The sequence below is a fragment of the Streptomyces sp. NPDC104096 genome, from assembly GCF_055584385.1.
This window is the reverse complement of sequence record NZ_JBVJMD010000035.1, coordinates 35004-55878: the sequence shown is the minus strand read 5'-3', so window position 1 is coordinate 55878 and position 20875 is coordinate 35004. Positions and strand designations below refer to the sequence as shown.

The 20875-nt window shown below is 73.5% G+C and carries 14 protein-coding genes and 1 pseudogene; 3 read left to right on the top strand and 12 right to left on the bottom strand.

Features of this window, described 5'->3' with window-relative positions:
* Positions 1-177: 177 nt before the first annotated feature.
* Positions 178-1053, bottom strand: coding sequence for an ABC transporter ATP-binding protein (locus ACZ60B_RS28835; RefSeq protein WP_469391927.1), 876 nt, complete (start codon positions 1051-1053; stop codon positions 178-180).
* Positions 1046-1960, bottom strand: coding sequence for an ABC transporter permease (locus ACZ60B_RS28830; RefSeq protein WP_469391925.1), 915 nt, complete (start codon positions 1958-1960; stop codon positions 1046-1048). Before ACZ60B_RS28830 ends, ACZ60B_RS28835 begins: the two co-directional genes overlap by 8 nt.
* Positions 1961-2292: 332 nt before the next feature.
* Here ACZ60B_RS28830 and ACZ60B_RS28825 point away from each other — a divergent pair, with 332 nt between their 5' ends.
* On the top strand, positions 2293-2931 hold the full coding sequence (locus ACZ60B_RS28825; protein WP_469391923.1) for a TetR/AcrR family transcriptional regulator: 639 nt from the start codon (positions 2293-2295) through the stop codon (positions 2929-2931).
* A gap of 43 nt (positions 2932-2974) precedes the next feature.
* Here ACZ60B_RS28825 and ACZ60B_RS28820 read toward each other — a convergent pair whose 3' ends face one another.
* Both ACZ60B_RS28820 and ACZ60B_RS28815 read right to left on the bottom strand, forming a co-directional pair.
* Positions 2975-4609 (bottom strand): glycosyltransferase family 2 protein, encoded by a 1635-nt coding sequence (locus ACZ60B_RS28820; RefSeq protein WP_469391921.1) that lies wholly within the window; start codon positions 4607-4609, stop codon positions 2975-2977.
* Complete coding sequence (locus ACZ60B_RS28815) at positions 4543-5898, bottom strand: glycosyltransferase 87 family protein (protein ID WP_469391919.1); 1356 nt, start codon at positions 5896-5898, stop codon at positions 4543-4545. The genes ACZ60B_RS28820 and ACZ60B_RS28815 overlap by 67 nt, the downstream gene beginning before the upstream one ends.
* Positions 5899-6092: 194 nt before the next feature.
* On the opposite strand from ACZ60B_RS28815, the pseudogene ACZ60B_RS28810 reads away from it, so the two are divergent.
* Positions 6093-6623 (top strand): annotated as a pseudogene (locus ACZ60B_RS28810) (glycosyltransferase family 39 protein); the annotation flags it as partial.
* 897 nt (positions 6624-7520) lie between these two features.
* On the opposite strand, the gene ACZ60B_RS28805 reads toward ACZ60B_RS28810, so the two are convergent.
* On the bottom strand, positions 7521-8027 hold the full coding sequence (locus ACZ60B_RS28805; protein ID WP_469391973.1) for a MarR family winged helix-turn-helix transcriptional regulator: 507 nt from the start codon (positions 8025-8027) through the stop codon (positions 7521-7523).
* 123 nt (positions 8028-8150) lie between these two features.
* On the opposite strand from ACZ60B_RS28805, the gene ACZ60B_RS28800 reads away from it, so the two are divergent.
* Positions 8151-8564 carry an organic hydroperoxide resistance protein gene (locus ACZ60B_RS28800; RefSeq protein WP_454398790.1) on the top strand — a complete coding sequence of 138 codons (414 nt, stop codon included), beginning with the start codon at positions 8151-8153 and terminating at the stop codon, positions 8562-8564.
* On the opposite strand, the gene ACZ60B_RS28795 is transcribed toward ACZ60B_RS28800, so the two are convergent.
* From ACZ60B_RS28795 to ACZ60B_RS28765, 7 genes are all read right to left on the bottom strand, one after another.
* Complete coding sequence (locus tag ACZ60B_RS28795; protein WP_469391917.1) at positions 8554-10152, bottom strand: hypothetical protein; 1599 nt, start codon at positions 10150-10152, stop codon at positions 8554-8556. The genes ACZ60B_RS28800 and ACZ60B_RS28795 overlap by 11 nt on opposite strands.
* 84 nt (positions 10153-10236) lie before the next feature.
* The gene (locus tag ACZ60B_RS28790) at positions 10237-11595 is read right to left on the bottom strand and encodes a hypothetical protein (protein ID WP_469391915.1); all 1359 of its coding nucleotides are present in this window, start codon (positions 11593-11595) and stop codon (positions 10237-10239) included.
* Positions 11592-13853, bottom strand: coding sequence for a bifunctional glycosyltransferase/CDP-glycerol:glycerophosphate glycerophosphotransferase (locus ACZ60B_RS28785; RefSeq protein WP_469391913.1), 2262 nt, complete (start codon positions 13851-13853; stop codon positions 11592-11594). The genes ACZ60B_RS28790 and ACZ60B_RS28785 overlap by 4 nt, the downstream gene beginning before the upstream one ends.
* A gap of 7 nt (positions 13854-13860) precedes the next feature.
* Positions 13861-16062 (bottom strand): bifunctional glycosyltransferase/CDP-glycerol:glycerophosphate glycerophosphotransferase, encoded by a 2202-nt coding sequence (locus ACZ60B_RS28780; RefSeq protein ID WP_469391911.1) that lies wholly within the window; start codon positions 16060-16062, stop codon positions 13861-13863.
* A 228-nt stretch (positions 16063-16290) separates the two neighbouring features.
* On the bottom strand, positions 16291-18552 hold the full coding sequence (locus ACZ60B_RS28775) for a bifunctional glycosyltransferase/CDP-glycerol:glycerophosphate glycerophosphotransferase (RefSeq protein WP_469391909.1): 2262 nt from the start codon (positions 18550-18552) through the stop codon (positions 16291-16293).
* A gap of 142 nt (positions 18553-18694) precedes the next feature.
* Entirely contained in the window at positions 18695-19537 is an 843-nt protein-coding gene (locus ACZ60B_RS28770) for a carbohydrate ABC transporter permease (RefSeq protein ID WP_450665886.1), read from the bottom strand.
* Entirely contained in the window at positions 19534-20814 is a 1281-nt protein-coding gene (locus ACZ60B_RS28765) for a carbohydrate ABC transporter permease (protein ID WP_469391906.1), read from the bottom strand. Before ACZ60B_RS28765 ends, ACZ60B_RS28770 begins: the two co-directional genes overlap by 4 nt.
* Positions 20815-20875 lie beyond the last annotated feature (61 nt).

The following is a 20875-nucleotide window of genomic DNA, read 5'->3' as shown; positions in this document are numbered from 1 at the left end:
GGCCGGGCGCGCCTTTCCGGACATACTGTCACTGATCAGATGAAAAGGTTGAAAGTGGTTGCTGTGGTCGGCGCGATTAGCCCGAATGCTCGGGGCGCCGGAAACGCCGAGGCCCGGCCGTGATCGTGACGGGTGTCACGATCACGGCCGGGCCGTCGCCGTCCGGTCCGGTCCGGATCAGGTGTGCAGGGCGACCTTCTGCTGCCGCAGTTCGGCCTGCGTCTCCCGCAGCGGCCGCGGCGCCTTGCCGTTGCCGTTGGTGAACTCCTCGTACTGGTCCATGACCTCTTCCGTGGGCCCGTCCATGAGCAGCTCGCCGCGCTCCAGCCACAGCACGCGGTCGCAGGTGTCGCGGATCGCCTTGGCGCCGTGGCTGACCAGGAAGACCGTGCCGGCCTCCTTGCGCAGCTCGCGGATGCGCTCCTCGGAACGCCGCTGGAACTTGCGGTCGCCGGTGGCCAGCGCCTCGTCGATCATCAGGACGTCGTGGTCCTTGGCGGCGGCGATGGCGAAGCGCAGCCGGGCGCCCATGCCGGAGGAGTAGGTCCGCATCGGCAGGCTGATGAAGTCGCCCTTCTCGTTGATGCCGGAGAAGTCGACGATCGACTGGTAGCGCTCCTTGATCTCCTCACGGGACATGCCCATGGCGAGACCGCCCAGGATGACGTTCCGCTCGCCGGTGAGGTCGCCCATCAGGGCCGCGTTGACGCCGAGCAGCGAGGGCTGGCCGTCGGTGTAGACCCGGCCGCTCTCGGGCGGCAGCAGACCGGCGATGGCCCGCAGCAGGGTCGACTTGCCGGAACCGTTGGTGCCGACCAGGCCGATGGCCTCGCCGCGGTAGGCGACGAAGGACACGTCCTTGACCGCGTGCACCTTGCGCACGCCCGCCGCCTTCTCGGCCTTGCCGCGGCGCAGGATGCGGTTGAGCGCGGCGGTCGCGGTGCCGCGGCCGGCGCCGGTGCCGTTGATCCGGTAGACGATGTTGACGTGGTCGGCGACGACGGTGGGGATCCGCTCGCCTGCGGAAGTCGGGGAAGTCGGGTTCTCAGCCACGGCCGTACGTCTCCTCAGCCTTCCAGAAGTAGATGAAGCCACCGACGCCCGCGACCAGCGCCCAGCCCGTCGAGACCAGCCACACGTGCGGCGGCAGCTGGCTGGCGTGGAAGCTGTCGATCAGGGCGAAGCGCATCAGGTCGATGTAGACGGCGGCGGGGTTGCACTGGAGCGCCGTCATCGCCCAGTGGGGCAGATCGTCGTGGCTGAGCACCTTGTCGATGCTCCACATCACGCCGGAGACGTACATCCAGGTGCGCAGGATGAACGGCATCAGCTGCGCGATGTCCGGGGTCTTCGCGCCCATCCGGGCCATGACCATCGACACACCGGTGTTGAACGTGAACTGGAGCGCCAGGGCGGGCAGGACCAGCAGCCAGGACATGCTGACGGGCACACCGAAGCAGAGCAGGATGACGATCAGCGCGAGCATCGAGAACAGCAGCTGCTGGAGCTGCTGGAGGCAGAAGGAGATCGGCAGGGCCGCCCGCGGGAAGTGCAGGGCCCGTACGAGGCCGATGTTGCTGGAGATCGCCCGCGTGCCCGCCATGATCGAGCTCTGGGTGAACGTCCAGACGAACACACCCGTGACAAGGAACGGCACGAAGTCGGGGACACCGTGCGAGGTGCCCAGCAGCATGCCGAAGATGAAGTAGTACACCGCCGCGTTCAGCAGCGGGTTCATCACTTGCCAGAGCTGCCCCAGCTTCGCCTGGCTGTACTGTGCGGTGAGCTTGGCGGTGGCGAAAGCACTGATGAAGTGGCGCCGTGCCCAGAGCTGACGGACGTACTCCGGCAGGGACGGGCGGGCACCACTGACCGAGAGGCCGTGGCGGGCGGCCAGGGCCGAGAGGTCGTCGTCGGCCGGGGCCGGGCTGGGGGGCGGTGTGTGGAGGACCTGGCTCACATCCGCTGCTTTCGTTCGGGGGGAGGGGGTGGGTGCGTCCGGCCGGGAACCGGGGCCGTCGCCCGTGGTTTCCCGACGTTTTTCTGTGCATTTACTCACGTCGGGACGGCACCGTATCGTCGCAACGGGAGCGTAGGACGAGTTGGCGTCGGAACGCAACCGTTTCGTCGTGACGAGCTACGCGAGGACGAGACCGTATCGACGCCGGGCCGAGATATTTCACGGGTGGCGGACGGCGGGTGACGGCGGGTGATGTGATGGACGCCGCGAGGACGGGACCGTTGCGGCGCCACGCTTTGCGTGGGGACGGGACCGTATCGTCGTAACGCCCTATGCTGTTCGGCATGACGACGAACGCCGAGGAGTCCCAGACGCGTCCGCGCCGCCGCACCCCGGCGGGAGCCGCCGTACTCCGCGAGGATGTGACGGAGGCCATTCGTGCGGCCGTCTTCGAGGAGCTCGCGGCCGTCGGCTACGCGCGGATGTCGATCGAGGGCATCGCCCGTCGGGCGGGGGTCGGCAAGACGGCGGTGTACCGCCGCTGGCGCTCCAAGCTCCATCTGGTCCTCGACGTCGTCTCGGCGATCGCCGTGCAGGGCCTGCCCACCCCGGACACGGGGTCCCTGGAGGGCGACCTCCGGCTGCTGTACGAGATGACCTCCCGGGCACTGCGCCACCCCGTGGCCTCGCAGATCATCCCGGACCTCCAGGCCGAGGCGGCCCGCAACCCCGAGATCGCCGAAGCCGTGCAGAAGACGCTGCGCGAGGGGCAGGAGGGCGTCGCCAGCGGGATCGTCGCGGCGGCGAAGCGGCGCGGCGAGGTCCGGTCGGGCATCGACGAGGAGCTCGCCCTCGACCTGATCTCCGGCCCGCTGTACTGGCGCTCGGTGGTGATCCGCAGCCCGAAGCTCCCCAAGGGATACCTGGGGGGCCTGGCGCGAGCGACCACGGCGGCACTCAAGGCCCTGTGATCCGCCCCGGGGGCGCCCCTCCGCCGTCGCCCCCGGCCCGCTGTCAGACGAGCAGGCGGCGCAGCCTCGCGTGGGCGACCGAGAGGATTCCCCCCGCCCCCGGAGCCAGCCGCAGGGCCAGCGCCCCGGAGTGGGTGGCGTAGGGCTGCACGAGGACGACGGCGTGCCGGGCGCTCACCACGGCGCGACGGCGCAGCAGACCCGGGCCGACGACGGCGTGCGCCGTCGTCTCGCGGCTCGCGCCGTCCGCGAACAGCACCCGCAGCCGCAGGTCCCAGGTGCCCGTGCCGTACGCCGCCAGCGCGGCCAGGTGCACGGCCGTCTCGGCCGTCCAGGTGCCGTCCGGGGCGGGCGCGAGCGCGACGGTACGGCGCCACCGGGCGTCCCCGGTCCGCGTGGAGCCGGCCCGGCCCGGCGCGCCGTCGCGCGGCCGCCACTCCACCTCCAGCGCCTCGGGCCCCGCCGCCGCCACCCGGCCGTACAGCTCGTGCAGGCGCAGCCGCAGCACGGTGCCCCGCGCGCGGGGCCGCAGCCGGGCGTCGACGGCGACCGGAAGGAGCCGGACCGGGCAGGTCAGCAGGGACTCCAGGGTGACCTGGGGGAGGTCGGCGGACCACACGGGCGTGCCGTCGGCCGCACGCGCGCAGGGCGGCAGCAGCCGCGCCGGGCGGGCGGCCAGCTCACCGAGCCGGGGCAGGTCGCGCGGTTCGGGGGAGGCCAGGACGACCTGCGCGAGGAGACGGCCGGGGGCGGCAGGCCGGGGACCGTGGTCGGCGGCGTCGTACGTCGCGAGGTGCTCCCGGGTGTGCGCCCACCAGGCGCGCCGGTACGACTCGTCGCGCAGCCCCAGCTCGCGCAGGTACAGGCGCAGCTCGTGGTCGAGGAACTTGGCGCGGGCCGCCCGCGCGAGCTCCTTCTGCCCGGCGCCCAGCAGGATCTCGTGGGCGATCGAGCTCGCCCGGGTGCGGGCCCGCCAGTTGTCGATGCCCGCGCGGTCCAGCGAGATCGACAGCCGCGCGGCGGACCGGCGGACGTGCCACACGTACACCCGGTCCGGGACGAGGACGATACGGGGGTCCGCGGCGAGCACGCGCGCGGTGAAGACGAAGTCCTCGTAGCGGAAGCGGCCCTCGGGGAAGCGGATGCCGTGCGAGGCCAGGAACGCGGTGCGGTAGAGCTTGTTGACGCACAGCGTGTCGCGGACCAGGAGCGGGCGCTGCGCCGGGCGTGCGACCACGGCGCGCGCCGTGTACAGACGCGGCTGCCAGGGCACCTCGCGCCCGGAGGGCAGTTCGCGGCGCACGCACAGCCCGCCGGCCACCTCGGCGTCCTCCTCGACCGCGGCGGTGAGCAGCGCGTCGACCGCGCCCGGCGGCAGGACGTCGTCGCTGTCGAGGAACATCACGTACGGCGCGGTGACCGTGTCGAGCCCGGTGTTGCGCGGAGTGCCGCAGCCGCCGCTGTTGACCGCGTGCCGCACCACCCGCAGCCGCGGCTCCGTCCCGGCGAGACGGGCGAGCAGCTCGGCGCTGCCGTCGGTCGAGCAGTCGTCGACGGCGACGACCTCGCGGACGGCGGGGCCCTGCGCGAGCGCCGAGCGCACCGCTTCGGTCACCTGCGCGGCGTCGTTGTGGCCGATGACGACGACGGAGACCTGGTGGGGGGTGAGGTGGGGCATGAGGTCCAGGGGGCCGAGTCGGAGGAGGGGTTTCGGGCGTGCCCGGCACGCCACGGACGGTCGGCGCGACCGGCCCACGGACGGCCGGTGCGCGCGGAGGGTTCCGTACGGCCGGCGGACGCGGACCGCCACAGCCGGACGAACGACAGGACGGCGGCCGCGGCCAGCAGCCCGTTGCGCACGAGCATCAGCGCGCACCCGGTCCAGGTGGAGGCGACGACGTCGCCGTAGTGGAGGGGGAACACGACGCTGCTCACCGCGGTGGCCGCCACGATCAGCCAGGCCACCGGGCGCTGGGTGGTGTGCCGCGAGGTCAGGCACACGGCGGCCAGGCCCAGCAGCCAGACCATGTACTGCGGGCTGATCACCCGGCTGGTGACGGTGAACAGCAGCACGGCGCTCAGGGCGGCGTCGAGCGGTGTCGCCTCGGTCCACCGCCGGGCCCGCAGCCGCCACAGCACCAGCAGCCCGAAGGCGACGGCGGTGAGGGCGAGGGCGATGTGCGCGACGGCGGTGACGTACGGGCCGGTGAACTCCCTCGAGCCGTACCGGTAGTGCACCCGGCCCGGCCAGCCCGCGCGGGTCGCGAGGTTGAGGGCCGTGCCGCCGAGGGACTCGATCTGCACGCCCCGGCCGCCCTGCTGCCACAGGAACGCGAGAGGGTTGCGGAACAGGAGCGCGAAGGAGGCGAGGACCACCGCTCCGGCGGCCGCCGCCCAGGTCCACGCCGACCGGGTCGCCCGCCCCTTCGCCACCCCCGTCAGCACCAGCAGCGGCCACACCTTCACCAGTGCCGCGAGCGCCGCGATCACCCCGCACGCCCGGGCGGAGCGCGACAGCGCCAGCAGCGCGAGCATCGCGAGCACCGTGACCTGGACGTCGTAGCGGGCGAACGGCAGCCGCAGCAGCAGCGGCAGGGCGCCCACCCACAGCCCGGCCCCGAGCAGGCTGCGGCCGGGCCGCAGGCCGGTGCGGGCCAGCGCCGCCGTGACCGTCGCGTCCGCCGCGAGGGTGATGGCGACGAACCCCTGGAGGTACGTCAGCCCGGGCAGCAGACCGGGGGCGAGCAGTACCGCCCCGGCGCCCGGCGGGTACTGCCACAGCCGGTCGTGCGCCGGGAAGGCGCCGTGTGAGAGGACCACGTACCAGTGGTGGTACAGCCGCCACACCTCCCGCGCGACGCGTCCGCCCAGCAGCGGCAGGGAGTCGTGGGCGAGCAGCCACAGCATCAGGGCCCGGGTGACGAGCCAGGCGGAGGCCAGCGGAAGGAGGCGGTGGTGACGTGTCATCACCGCGGATGGTAGGACGGGTGAGTGCCGCACTTGAGGTGATACGCCGTCAATGCGCAAGAACCACTGATTAATAGTACAAAATCGGTGTCGTGGTGAGCGGAAGGCCGAGGCGCCTGCGGGGCGGTGCGGCGGGTGCGCCAGGGGCGGCGGGTGCCGCAGGTGTCCTGGCGGTGGCCGTCCCCGCCGCCGTCATGCTCGGGCTCGGACTGTGGGGCCTGGACCGCGGCGGCACCTGGCGTGACGAGGCCGTCAGCCTTCAGGTCGCGCGGCGCTCGGTACCGCAGATCTGGCGGCTGCTGCACGGTGTGGACGCGGTGCACGGCCTCTACTACCTGTTCCTGCACGCCGTCCTCGCCGTCCCCGGGTCCGGCGCGGTCGCCGACGAGGTCCTGCTGCGGCTGCCGTCCGTCGTCGCCGCGTCCACCGCGGCCGGTCTGGTCGCGGCGCTCGGCAGCCGGCTGGCCCGGCCACGGGTCGGCCTGTGGGCCGGACTGCTGTACGCCATCACCCCGATGGTCGGTCACTACGCGCAGGAGGGCCGGTCGTACGCCCTGGTCGCGGCCGGGGCGGCCGGGGCGACGCTGTGGCTGGCGAAGGCCCTGGAGGGGCGTCCGTGGTGGCCGTACGCGGCGCTCGTCGCCGTCACCTGCCTGCTGCACGAACTGGCGGTGCTGATGCTGCCCGCCCACGCCGTGACCCTCGCGCTCGCGCGGGTCGCCCGACGGGAGTGGGGCCGCTGGGCGGCCGCGGCCGGCGGCGCGCTGCTGCCGGTGTCGCCCCTGGTGCTGGTCTCGGGCCGGCAGTCCGGTCAGGTGGCGTGGCTGACGCCGCCGGACGCCGGGGCGGCGCAGCGGCTGGTGTGGCAGTTCACCGGCCGAACGGACGCGGTGCTGTGGGTGTATCTCGGCCTCGTCGTCGTGGCCGCGACGACGCTGCGGCGCTCGGCGCTGGTCCGGGTGGCGCTGCCGCTGGCGGTGCTGCCGCCCCTGGTCCTGATGGCCCTGTCGCAGGTGCGGCCGATGTACGACGACCGGTACGTGCTGTTCGCGCTGGCGGGCGCGCCACTGCTGGCGGCCGCCGGGGCCGACCGGCTGCTCGGCGCCCTGCCGCGCACCGGCACGGCCGCCGGTGCGCGCGCCCTCGCCCTCGCGGGCGGGTCGGCCGTCGTCCTCGCGTTCGTCGGGCAACTGCCGCTGTACCGCCTCGACCGCGACCCCGGCCGCCGCCCGGACAACCTCACCGCGGTCGCCGCGCTCGCCGCGCGCGAACTGGCGCCGGGCGACCCGGTGGTGTTCCTGCCGTCCATCGGGCGGCGTCCGGCGCTGGCGTACCCGCGGGCGTTCCGGCGGGCGCGCGACGTGGCCCTGAAGGTGCCGGGACCCGCGTCCGGGACGCTGTACGGCGTCGAGGTCGACGCGGCGGTGCTGCGCCGCAGGCTCGACGCCGTCGACCGGCTCTGGGTGGTCGCCGAGCCGTACGCCCTGCGCTCGCCCTGGTATCCGGGCGACCCGGCCGAGCGGCTCAAGCTCACCGTGGTGAACGAGGAGTTCGTCCCCCGCGAGCCGCGGCGGGAGTTCGTCAGCGGGGAACCGTCCTGCGCCTCTATGTGCGCCGACCGGCTACGGGCAGCCGGGTGTCTCCTCCAGCGCTGCCGCGTCCAGCGCCGTGGTGAGCCGGTCGAGGCGCTCGTGCAGGTCGCGGATCTCGTCGAGGCCGAAGCCGGTCGCCTCGGCGATCCGGCGCGGCACCTGGAGCGCCTGCTCCCGCAGTGCGAGGCCCGCCCCGGTCAGCCGCACCTCCACCGAGCGTTCGTCGCGCGTGCTGCGCTCCCGGGTGACCAGGCCCGCCGCCTCCAGCCGCTTGAGCAGCGGCGACAGGGTGCCGGAGTCGAGACGCAGGAAGGAGCCCAGCTTCTTCACCGGCAGGTCGCCCTGCTCCCACAGGACCAGCATCACCAGGTACTGCGGGTAGGTGAGTCCGAGGTCCTTGAGGAGCACGCGGTAGACCCCGTTGAAGGCGCGCGAGGCTGCGTGCAGGGAGAAGCAGATCTGGCGGTCGAGGCGGAGCCAGTCCTCCCCGGTCTCGTTCTCCCCGGTCTCGGTGCCGGGCGGCTGGGTGGGCGTCATGCCCCCAGGGTAGCTCTTGCGAGACATTTAATTGCGCACAACTGAATTGCGTGCTCTAATTGTGGTCGTGAGGGCGGCCGGACCGGGCCGCCGGAACGTCACTTCGAGAGGGATGGACTTCCAATGGACGCGCTCTACACCGCTGTCGCCACCGCCACCCACGGCCGCGACGGCCGTGCCGTCTCCTCCGACGGCAAGCTGGACGTCCAGCTCGCCCCGCCGGTGGAGCTGGGCGGCAACGGCCAGGGCACCAACCCGGAGCAGCTCTTCGCCGCCGGTTACGCCGCCTGCTTCGCCAGTGCCCTGGGCGTGGTGGGCCGGGCCGCCAAGGTGGACGTGAGCGACGCCGCCGTCACCGGCGAGGTCGGCATCGGCAAGCAGGGCGTGGGCTTCGGCCTGAAGGTCACCCTGCGCGTGGAGCTGCCCGAGGGCGTGGACGAGAGCACCGGCCGCGAGCTGGTCGAGCAGGCCCACCAGGTCTGCCCCTACTCCAACGCCACCCGCGGCAACATCGACGTCGACCTCGTCATCGAGTAGGTCCCCGCGCGGCCTCCCCGCGGGAGCCGTAGTCGACCCGCGCCAGCACCTCCCCCGTCCGCCGGCTCCACGCCACCACCACCGCCTCCTGGGGCACCGTGCGCCAGCGCGTCAGCAGCAGCCAGCGCACGTGGTACCGGCGGCCGATCGCGGCCCGCTCGGCGCGGGTCGCGGTCGGGGCGAGGTAGGCCTGTACGTCGGCGAGCCGCCGACGCCGCACCCGCTCGTCCAGCGCCGCGTCCGGCCAGGCGGGCGCGGCGAGGTTCGGACCGTAGCCCGCGATCGCGTGGACGGCGTAGTACCCGTCGGCGATCACCACCTCGCCGGGCCCGATGTGCTGCGCGGCCCACGCGTACGCCGGCCAGTCCGGCGGCTGCTCGAACCCGACCGGGTCCAGCGCCCGCGGGATCACGGCCCCGGCCTGCACGGTGAGGAAGCCGACGCAGGCCCCGGTCGCCGCCAGCACGCCCAGCACGTTGCGCCACACCGGCCACGGCCGGGCCGCCGCCAGCTCCACGGCCAGCGCGAACTGCGGCCCCACGAGCGTCAGCCCGAGGATCCGGCCGTAGGTGTAGTGCCCGCTGAACCAGCCGTACGCCACCACCAGACAGTCCAGCGCGACCATCAGCACCAGCGGATCACGCCACGAGGACCGGCGGACCCGCAGCCACAGCGCCGGCAGCCCGAGCAGGGCCAGCCAGAAGTGGCCGCCGAGATCCAGGTACAGTCGCCGGTGCATCGCGTCCACGCTGCCGTCGCCGGCCAGGGCGAACACGTCGAAGTACGGCCAGCAGGCCCCGACGGCCACGGCCGCCGCGCCCGCCAGCGCCCACCGCGCCAGCACCGCCGGCCGCCGGTCCCGCTGCCACCCCGCGACCAGGGCCACCGCCCCCGTCGCCGCCGCCACCGACGTGATCGGATGGACCAGCAGGATCACCCCGTACAGCGCGCCGACCGCCGCGTACCCGGCGAGACCGCGCAGCCCGCTCGGCCCCACGTACCGCACCCGCCGGGTGTCGCGGACCCGGGCGCCGGTCAGCGACCAGGCCCAGAAGGCGAGCCCCGCCGCGAACGCGGACGGGTAGGCGAGCGTCCCGGTCATCGACATCAGGCCGAGATAACCGCTCCACCAGGCCCGCTCGGTGCCCCACAGCAGGGTCATCGACGCCAGCGCCAGCACCGGCGCCCACGGCCGGGGCGACAGCACCTTCACGAAGCGGCCGACGCCGGTCAGCAGCACCAGCAGGTTCAGCGGACCGGCGAGCCTGACCACCTCCCAGCCGGACAGCCCCGTCAGCCGGGCGAAGACACCCTGCGCGAGCGCGTACGGCGAGTAGTACGGGCTGCCCGCGCCCGGCAGGTCCGCCATCGGGTGGCGCGGGTGCAGCAGGTGCGCCTCGAGGCGTTCGACGACCGCCGCGTGCTGCCCCGCGTCGCAGCACAGCGGGACCCGCCAGTACGCCAGCGACATCACCAGCCAGAACAGGAAGCCGAAGACCTGGTACGGCGTGGGACGCCGGAGACGGCCGCCGCCGCGCAGCGCGGTGGCTCCGCGGGTCGGCCGTCGGACGAGGGCGCCGGCGCTCACCGGACCGGCGCGAGGACGTGGAAGGACTTCAGGGGCATTGGCCGTACCTTCCCGCCGTGATCACAGGCCCACCCGACTGTCACCTCATCGGGTGAGCCCGGCCGTCCCGGCCCCGGACCCGACCTCGGCCCCGGATCCGGTACCGGACTCGGCCCCGGACCTGGACCCGGCCTCGGCCCCGCCCCGGTCCTGCGCGGGGACGACGGGCCGGCCCCGTACGAGCGGTTCCAGCAGCAGCGGCACCCCCACCACGGGCAGCAGCCAGGCCAGGACGATCAGCCGGTCGCCCCAGACGGTGATGTCGGGATGCGCGGCCTGGGTGAGGAACCCGGTGAACGCGGCCGCGAGCAGAAACCCGCCGAACGCCCGCCGTCGGCGCAGCGCCCCGCACGCCCCGGCGGCCAGCGCCGCCAGGAACAGCGGCTCCCGCAGTTCCCGTCTGAGCCACTCCACCCAGAAGTTGCCCTGGAGCTGGCGGAACTCCGCCCACGGGCGGATCCGGTCGGGCCGCGCGAAGTGGTCCGTCAGCAGATCCTGCACGCTCTCCGAACCGGACGGGTAGTGCAGCGCGTTCGCCAGCAGCACCGTGCCGAGCGCGCCGCAGCAGCCCGCCACCGCGACCGCTGCCGCGGCCGCCGCCGGGGCGCGCCGGTATCTCGCGCCCGCCCGCCACCGCCGTACGGCGATCACCGCACCGGCCGCCGCCAGGCACCCCGCCAGGAACAGCGCCTGGGAGTGCTTCACGGTGAACAGCGCGGCCAGCGCCCCGCAGACGAGCAGCGTGCCCGCGCGGACCCGGCGGTCCAGGGCCAGCGCGCAGCCCCACACCGCCGTCAGGGTCAGCGCCAGCATCAGCCCCTCGGCCATCGGGCGCATGGCGGTGGTGCCGCACGGCAGGACGTAGTACAGCGCCTGCCCGGTCAGACACAGGGAGGTCGGCACCCGCAGCGTGCGCAGGACCAGGAAGACGAGGACGCCGCCCGCCACCGTGACCACCACGCTCGCCGCCCACATCCCCCACGTCACCCCGAACACCGTGATGAACGGCAGCAGGAACACGGGATAGCCGGGCCGCACCTCGAAGATCCGCATGAACCGCTCGGAGAGGTACGGCAGCGTGTGCCCGCCGGTCTGTCCGGCCGCCAGCCGCGCCTCGACGACCCGGAGCTCCCGGACCCGGCACTCCGCCAGGACCCGCGGAGCGGGGTCCGCCCGGTGGAAGTGCACCACGTCCACGCTCTGGTCGCGGGCGGCCAGCGCCGCCCGGCTCGAACAGATGTAGTCGACGGTGGCGGCCGCCGTCGCCTGCTTGCTCTCGCCGCGCAGGCTCAGCGCGTACGCCAGGTAGTTCTTGCTGTCGGGGGTGTCCCGGCCGGTCACGTTCGTGAGCTGGAGCAGGGCGAAGACCGCGCCCAGCACCAGGACCCAGGTGCGCGGCCTCACGAGGACGCGAGCAGGTCGTGCCCGGCGGCCGGTCCGGGCACCCGCGCCCGGCCGGCCGCGGACGGCATGGACTCGCCCAGCAGCAGCGTCCGTACGACGCGCTCGGCGGCGCGTCCGTCGTCGTACGTGCAGAACCGCTCCCGGAAACGCGCCCGCAGCCGCGCCGACTCCTCGTCCCGCCGGCCGCCGGCCGCCAGCAGCCCGGCCAGTTCCCGGTAGGAGCGGGAGACGTGTCCGGGCGGTTCGGCGGTGATGTCGAAGTACATGCCCCGGCTCGCCGTGTACGCGGCCTGGTCGTCGGCGTGCACGATGATCGGCCGGTCCAGGACGGCGTAGTCGAACATCAGGGCCGAGTAGTCGGTGACCAGCACGTCGGAGGCGAGCAGCACCGTCTCCACGTGCGGCTCGTCCGTCGCGTCGAGCAGCACCCCGCGCCGGTGCAGGTCCGCCAGGCCGAGCCCGCGCGCCGGACCGGTGGCGAGCGAGGGGTGCAGCCGTACGACGAGGGTGTGGTCCGGACCCAGGTCCGCGGCCCACCGGGCCAGGTCGAGGCGGTCGACATGGCCGCCGCGCCGGTACTCGCGGCGGGTCGGCGCGTACAGCACGACGGTGTTCCCCGGTGGGATGCCCAGCCGGTCCCGGGCGGCCGCGCACTCGGCCGGTCCGGCGCCGACGAGGACGTCGTTGCGGGGGCTGCCGGTGCGGGCGGACGCGAAGTGGCACGGGTACGCCCGCTCCCACACCAGCTCGGAGTGCCGGTTGGCGACCAGGCTGTGGTCCCAGCGGTCGGCGCGGCGCAGCATCTGCGGCACGTCGAGGCCGTGCCGGGCGCCGGGCTTGTCCCGCAGATCGGCCCCCATGTACTTCAGCGGGGTGCCCTGATGGGTGTGGATGTGCACACTGCCGGGGCGTTTGACCAGGCTGCCGGGCCAGTTGACGTTGTTGACGAAGTACGTCGCCCGCGCGGTGATCTCGCGGTAGCGCAGGGAGCCGAGCAGGACGTGCTCCACCCCCTCCGGCAGCAGCGCCGGGTCGGCCGCTTCTTCCTCGCCGGCCACCACCCACACCCCGCGCAGGTGCGGGGCGATCTCGCGGGCCTTGCGGTAGACGGCGGCCGGGTCGCCGAGCACCCCCCGGTGGGAGAACGCCGAGTACACGACGAGGTGCGGGTCGAGCGGACGGCGGGCGTGCAGCGCGGACCAGCCCTGCCCGAGACGTCCGGCCGCCGCCCTGGCCACCGGCAGGGCCCGCCGGCCGGCCTCCCGGGCCGCCAGGCCGGTCCCGCGCTTCAGCAGATAGGCCGGGTAGCCGCCCTCCAGCAGCCGCAGTTCCCCGGACACCGACGTGCCCTGCGGCCGGTGCCTGCGGAACATCTCCGCGGTGAGCCGGAAGAACTCGGCCCGGTCCGCGGGCGGCAGCCGGTCCGGTTTGGCGAGGATGTCGAGGCAGTGCTCGCCCATCTTGCGGTGCAGCCAGGGCCGCCAGACGGCCAGTTCGGGGCGGGCGCCGACGAACGCGAAGACCCGCTCGTACTGGTCGTGGATGTCGAAGTGCTTGCGGCTGGTGGTGGACAGGATGTTGCCCTGGCGGCGCTGGCGGTAGTTCAGACAGATCCGGTCCAGCGTGGCGATCCGCCCGGCGCTGAGCAGCACCGGGAACGTCCAGGGCGTGTCCTCGTAGTACCCGGGCGGGAACTCGAAGCCGTTCTCCGTCACGAACTCCCGCCGGTAGACCTTGTTCCAGACCACCATCAGCAGATCGAGGATCTCCGGGCGTCCGGCGGCCGTGAACGTCTCGCCGCCGCCACCGCCGTCGGGCCCCGCGCCCGCGCCGCCGTCCGGCGCGAGCAGATGGGCGAGGGCGTTGCGCCGGGTGCCGCCCCACCAGTAGGTGCGGGCGTAGTCGAAGACCAGGACGTCCGGGTCGCCGGTCTCGTCGAGCCGGTCGGCCATCGCGTGCAGCGCGCCCGGGGTGAGGGTGTCGTCGCTGTCGAGGAAGAAGAGGAAGTCGCCGGTGGCGTGGGGCATCCCGGCGTTGCGGGCGCGGCCCAGGCCGACGTTCTCCGGCAGGTGCAGCACCGTGACGCGCGGGTCGCGGGCCGCGTACTCGTCGAGGATCGCTCCGCAGCCGTCCGGGGAACGGTCGTCGACGGCGATCACCTCGATGTCCCGGTACGACTGCTCCAGGACCGAGTCGAGGCACTCGCGCAGGAAGCCCTGCACCTTGAAGCAGGGGATGATGACGCTGAAGCGGGGCACTGCGGGGTCAGCTCCTCACGAGAGTGGCGGCGGCGGGCGCCGGGACGCGCCGGTCGAGCGGCAGCACCGGCGGGATCGCCTCCGGCGGCTCGCCGAGCAGCACCCGGCGCACCACCCGCTCGGCGGCCCGGCCGTCGTCGAACTGGCAGAACCGCTCCCGGAAGGCGGCCCGCAGGGCGCGGGAGCGCGGCCCCGCGTACGAGCCGTCGGCGAAGACCCGGGCCAGTTCCCGCGGGGTGCGCGCCACCGGGCCGGGCGGCTCCCGGAGGAGGTCGAAGTAGACGCCCCGGGTCTCCCGGTAGACCTCCCAGTCGTCGGCGTACACGACGATCGGCCGGTCCAGGTTGGCGTAGTCGAACATGATCGACGAGTAGTCGGTGATCAGCGCGTCGGCGGCCAGGCAGACGTCCTCGGAGGAGCGGTGCGAGGTCACGTCGATGATCCGGCCGCTGCCGGCGCCGCGGCCCCGGTCGTAGAAGTAGTGGGCGCGCAGCAGGACCACGACGTCCTCGCCGGCCTCCGCGCAGAACCTCTCCAGGTCCAGGCCCGCCTCGAAGCCGCTCTGGTGGTCGCGGTGCGTCGGCGCGTACAGGACGGCCGTCGCGCCCACCGGGACGCCCAGCTCACGGCGGACCCGGGCGACGTCCTCGGCGGTCGCGGTGAGGTAGACGTCGTTGCGGGGATAGCCGTACTCCAGGGCCTCGTACGAGCCGGGGAAGGCGCGCTCCCACATCTGGGTGGAGTGGCGGTTGGAGGAGAGGTTGTAGTCCCAGCGGTCGACGCGGCCCAGCAGTCTGGTGAAGCTGCCGGTCGCCGCGGCCACCACGGGGTACGTCGACTGGTCGACGCCCATCTTCTTCAGCGGCGTGCCGTGCTGGGTCTGCACGTGCACGCTGCCGGCGCGCTTGACCACGTCCTCCGCGAAGTTGGCGTTGTTGAACAGGTACGTGGCGCGGGCCAGGACCTCCCAGTAGCGGCGGCTGCCGATCACCACGTGCTCGACGTCCTTCGGCACGGTGTGCGCGTGTTCGGGCTCCACCAGGAACACCGACCGGATGTGCGGGGCGAGTTCACGGGCCTTGGCGTGGATGGCGGCCGGGCTGCACGCGTAACCGCGGCCCCAGTAGGCGCAGTACACGGCCAGTCGGGGATCGAGGGGGCGGCGCAGCTGCCAGCGGTACAGCAGCCGGGTGCGCAGCATCCGGAAGCGCGGGACGCTCCGGGCGGTTCGCGCCGCGGCCTGGTTGGCGCCGCGCAGGGCACGAAACGCGGTGTACGCCCCGGTCGCCAGCAGCAGGTGCTGCACGCCCAGACTGCCGCCCGGCCCGCGGAAACCGGCCGGGCGGTGGCGGCGGTACAGGCGGCCGGCCCGCCGGAAGAAGGCGCGCCTGCCCGACGGCAGCCGCCGGGGGTGGGCCGCCGTCCTCAGCACCTGCGCGAACAGCTGCTCGAACAGGGCGCCCGCCCGTTCGCCGGACAGCCCCTGCCCGGCGGCCCGCGAGAGCACCAGGTCCGTCTGTTCGAGCAGCTCGAAGTGGTGCGCGCCCGGCCGGTCGAGCCGGCTGCCCTGGCGGCGCAGCCGGTGCCGTACGACCACCGAGCCCAGTACGGCGACCCGTTCGGCCGCGATCGTGACCAGGCCGCCGAAGCCCAGCTCCGCGAAGTGGCCGTCGGGGAAGGCGAGCCGTCGCTCGGCGAGGAACGCCCTGCGGTGGGCGGCGCTCCACACGGGCAGCCGCACACAGGTCACCTCGGGCGCCCGGTCGGGGGCGAAGGCGCCCGCCGGGGCCTGCGCCAGCAGCGAGGCCGCCGGGCGGGTCGGCTCGCCCTCCCACCACGGCGTCCGCTCGTGTTCGAAGTACAGGACGTCGACGTCACCGGTGACGTCCAGCCGGTCGGCCAGCGCGGCCAGCGCGCCCGGGGCCAGCACGTCGTCGCCGTCGAGGAACAGCAGATACACGCCGGACGCCGCCCGCATCCCGGCGTTGCGCGCCGCGCCCGGCCCGGCGGACGGCGGTGAGTGCACCGGCCTCACCCGCGCGTCCCGCCCCGCGTACCCGGCGGCGACCTCCGCCGCCGGGGCGTCGGGCGCGTCACAGACCGGGATCAGCTCGAAGTCGCCGAAGGACTGGGCGAGGACGGAGTCCAGCGCCAGGGACAGCCGGCCCCCGATCCCCGGAGACGGGACGATGATGCTGAAGCGGGGCATTCTGCTCTTTCTCTGTCGAGGTCCCGGCCGGGGTGCCGGCCGGGGGCGCGGCACGGACCCCGACCGGGGTGCCGGCCGGCCTTCCCGGCCGGCGTCCGGTCCGGGTCCTGGTGCTCAGGACGTACGGACACGGCCCGGCCGCCCGGTCGGCCGCCAGGTGGGCGGCCGGGTCGGGGTGGGCCGCGAGGTGCTGAGGGGCATGGGAACTCCCGATAGGGCAAACGGCGTTCAGTGGCTGTCGGTGACGGGGTGCGGTCCGGAAGGTTGCGCCACCGTGGCGAGCGGGGAGCCCGTGGGCGCCTCGGCCGCCGACGGCACCGGGCGCCGCCGTTCGAGCGGCACGACCGCGGGCAGCCCCGGGGTCTCGCCCAGCACCACATGGCGTACGACCCGTTCGGCGGCGTGTCCGTCGTCGTACGGGCAGAAGCGCTCCCGGAAGGCGGCGCGCAGCCGGTCCGAGCGCGCTCCGCGCCAGTGGCCGCTCGCGAAGACGCCGATCAGCTCGTCCTCGGTGCGCACGACCGGGCCCGGTGGGAAGGCGCGCAGGTCGAAGTAGGTGCCGCGGGTCGCCTCGTACGCCTCCCGGTCGGCGTCGTGGATCACGATCGGCCGGTCCAGGTTGGCGTAGTCGAACATGATCGACGAGTAGTCGGTGACCAGCGCGTCCGCGGCCAGGCACAGCGACTCCACGCTCGGGTGGCCGGTGACGTCGACGACGCGGGCGCCCCGGGCCGGGGGGCCCGCCTGCCCCTGGTGGGAGCGGGCCAGGATCATGAAGCGCGGGCCCAGGCGGCGCAGGACGCGCTCCAGGTCCAGGGGGGCGTGCCGGGTGGTGCGGTAGTCGCGGTGGGTGGGCGCGTACAGGATCGCCACCGTGCCCTCGGGGATGCCCAGGGACGCCCGCAGCAGCGCCGTGTCCGCCGCGCCCGCCCGGTGGAGGACGTCGTTGCGGGGGTAGCCGTAGTCCAGCGTGGTGTAGCCGCCGGGGTAGACGCGCTCCCAGGTCAGCGTGGTGTGGCGGTTGGCGGACAGCACGTAGTCCCACTTGTCGACGCTGCTGAGGAGCTCCGCGAAGTCCATGCCGCGTGCCGCCGCCGGACGGTCCTGGAGATCGAGGCCCATGCGCTTGAGCGGGGTGCCGTGCTGGGTCTGCACGAAGACCTGGCCGCGGCGCTTGACCAGACGCCGGTCGAAGTTGACGTTGTTGACCAGGTACTTGGAGCGGGCCAGCGCCGTCCAGTAGGCGGCCGTGCCCGGGGTCAGCCGGCGGGTGCCGGGCGGGATCGTGTCGTGGTACTCGGGCCGGGCGATCCACGCCGTGCGGATGTGCGGGGCGTGCGTGCGGAAGGCGGTCTCCAGCGCGCCCGGGTTGCAACTGTGGCCGCGCCCCCAGTAGGCCGCGAAGACCGCGTGGTCGGCACGCAGCGGGAGCCGGAGCTGGACGCGGTAGTGGAGCTGCAACGCCCCGGCCCGCAGCGCCCTGCGCAGCCCGCCGGCGAGCCGCCCGGCCCGGCGGTACAGGCCCGTCGCCCGTTGCAGCACGCGGTAGGTGCGGTGCAGGCCCAGGCGGACCAGGCCGTGCCGCAGCCGGGTGCGCGGGGGGACGGGGGCGCCGGGGACGCGGTGAAGGCGGCACTGGGCGCGGGCCCTGCGCAGGAACTCGGCGCGGGCGGCGCGCGGCAGACGGCCCGGCCGGGTGAACACCGTCGAGAGGTGGTCGACCATGCGGCGGAACAGCACCGGCTTCCAGAAGGCGAGTTCGGGGCGCCCTTCGAGGAACGCGAAGACCCGGTCGTACTGCTCGAAGACGTCGAAGTGCCGACGGCTGGTGGTGCCCAGGATGTTCCCCTGGCGGCGCTGCCGGTAGTGCACGCACACCCGGTCGAGGGTCGCGAGGGACCCGGCGGCCATCAGGACCGGATAGGTCCAGGGCGTGTCCTCGTAGTAGCCGGGCGGGAACCGCAGCCCCTCGCGTTCCACGAAGTCCCGGCGGCACGCCTTGTTCCAGGCCACCATCAGCACCCGCAGCAGATCCGGCCGGTCCACGAGCCGGAACGGCGCCGGGCCCTCCTCGGCGAGCCGGCCGGCGAACCGGTTGCGGACGACCTCGCCGGTCCAGAACGTGCGGGCGTAGTCGTAGACCAGCACGTCCGGTTCACCCGCCGCCTTGAGCCGGTCGGCGATCGCGTCGAGCGCGCCCGGGGTGAGCGTGTCGTCGGAGTCGAGGAAGACCAGGTAGTCGCCCGTCGCCTGGTCCATGCCGGCGTTGCGGGCCAGGCCCAGCCCCCGGTTCTCCGGCAGATGCAGCGCCCGTACGCGGGGATCGCGCGCCGCGAACTCGTCGATGATCTCGCCGCAGGCGTCCGGGGAGCAGTCGTCGACCGCGATCAGTTCCAGATCGGCGTACGACTGCGAGAGCACCGATTGCAGGCATTCGTGCAGGTACGCCTGAACCTTGTACGCGGGGACGATGACACTGAACCTGGGCACGGGACATCCATGGGTCGGCGCGGGGCGTTCTGCCCGGGAACGTCCGATGGAGTGACTTGGTTACGGTGTGTGCGGCATACGGGGGATGCCGGGTGAACGGCGAGGGGCGGGCCGATGACCTCGACCCGCCCCGGAACGCGCGTTACTTGACAGCGCCCGCCATCACGCCGGTGACGAACTGCCGTTGGAACACGAAGAAGACGGCCAGCGGGATCACCATGGAGATGAACGCGCCGGGTGCCAGCACGTCGATGTTGTTGCCGAACTGCCGTACCTGCGTCTGGAGCGCGACCGTGATCGGCTGGCTGTCCGCGTCGGTGAACACCAGCGCGACCAGCATGTCGTTCCACACCCACAGGAACTGGAAGATGGCCAGGCTCGCGATCGCCGGACCGCCCAGCGGCAGCACGACCCGTGCGAACAGCCGCAGTTCGCCCGCTCCGTCGAGGCGGGCCGCCTCCAGCAGTTCACGCGGGATCTCCGCGAAGAAGTTCCGCAGCAGGAACACCGCGAACGGCAGGCCGAACCCGACGTGGAACAGGATCACTCCGAGGATGGACCCGAACAGGCCTAGTTTCCCGAACAGTTCGGCGATCGGGATCAGCGCCACCTGGACGGGCACGACCAGCAGCCCCACCACGCCCAGGAACCACCAGTCCCGGCCGGGGAACTCCATCCACGCGAACGCGTAGCCCGCGAGCGAGCCGATCGCCACGACCAGCACGGTCGCCGGGACCGTGATCAGCACGGTGTTGACCAGGGAGCCGGTGATGTCGCCGTTCTCCAGCAGGTTCCGGTAGTTCTCCCAGGTGAGTTGGGACGGTTGGGAGAAGACCTCCCACCAGCCGCTCGCGCTCATGTCGGTGGGGGAGCGCAGCGACGACAGCAGCAGACCGATCGTCGGCACCAGCCAGAACAGGCCGACCAGCAGCAGGAAGACCCGGACCAGACCGCTGTTGACCTTCGCGAGCAGCCATGCCGTCATCGCCGCACCTCCCGCCTGAGCCGACGCACGTTGAACCACATCACCGGGATGACCAGCAGCAGCAGGAACACCGCGATCGCGCTGGCGACGCCCGGCTGGTCCTCGGAGAAGCCCTTGCGGTACAGCTCCAGGGCGAGCACGTTCGCGTCGTCCTGGGAGGACCCCGGGGCGATGATGAAGACCAGGTCGAAGACCTTCAGCACATTGATCATCAGCGTGACCGCGACCACCGCGAGGACGGGGGCGAGCAGCGGCACCGTGACCCGGCGGAACACCTGCCACTCGTTGGCGCCGTCGACCCGGGCGGCCTCCAGGAGTTCCCGGGGCACGCCCGCGAGCCCGGCCGCGATCAGCACCATCGCGAAGCCCGCCCACATCCAGACGTACGAGCCGATGATGGCCGGGGTGACCAGCGAAGGACCCAGCCAGTCCAGGCCGTTGTACGGCGCCTTGAAGTTGCTCGCGGGCAGCCGCAGCAGGGCCCCGTCCGCGGCCGCCGGGAGCGTGAAGCCGCCGTCGGCCGCGGCCGTCGCCGACGCCACGACCCGGCCGTCCTTCACCGCCTCGATCCGCATGCCGGAGTAGCCCTGTTCGGACGGGTCGGGGGCGCCGGGCGTGCCCACCCCCTTGCCGCGGGTGAAGTCCTGCCAGGTGGTGCCGGTGACCTTCCCCGGCTCGGCCTTCGGCTTCGCGGCCGGCGCGGCGCCGTCGGGCATCTGGTCGGGGGCGACACCGACGAGCGGCAGGGCGACGGCCTCGCCGGCGCGCACCGGGGCCTTGGTGACGAACCCGCCGCCCTGGGCGACGAGCGGTGACTCGCGGCCCGGGTGCGCGTTCGGGAACGCCGACGACTGCGCGAACGTGTCGTGGACGCCGACCCACACCGCGTTCGCCACGCCCTTGTCCGGGTCCTGGTCGTAGACCAGCCGGAAGATGATGCCGGCCGCCAGCATCGAGATCGCCATCGGCATGAAGACGACCAGCTTGAACGCCGTACCCCAGCGCACCCGTTCGGTCAGCACCGCGAAGATCAGTCCGAGCGCGGTGGCGACCGTGGGCGCGAACACCACCCAGACGATGTTGTTCTTCAACGCGGTTCGGATGCCGTCGTCGGTGAACAGGGCCCGGTAGTTGTCGAATCCGGCGAAGCCGTCACCGGAGCGGTCGTAGAAACTGCGTACGACGGAGTACCCGATCGGGTAGACCACGAGCGCGCCGAGCAGCACCAGGGCGGGCAGCAGGAACAGCGCCGCCACGGCCTTGCGGGTGCCGGTCACGCTCTTGCGGTTCCTCGGCCCGGCGGGGGCCGGGGAGACGGCCCCCGCCCCTGCCGGGGTG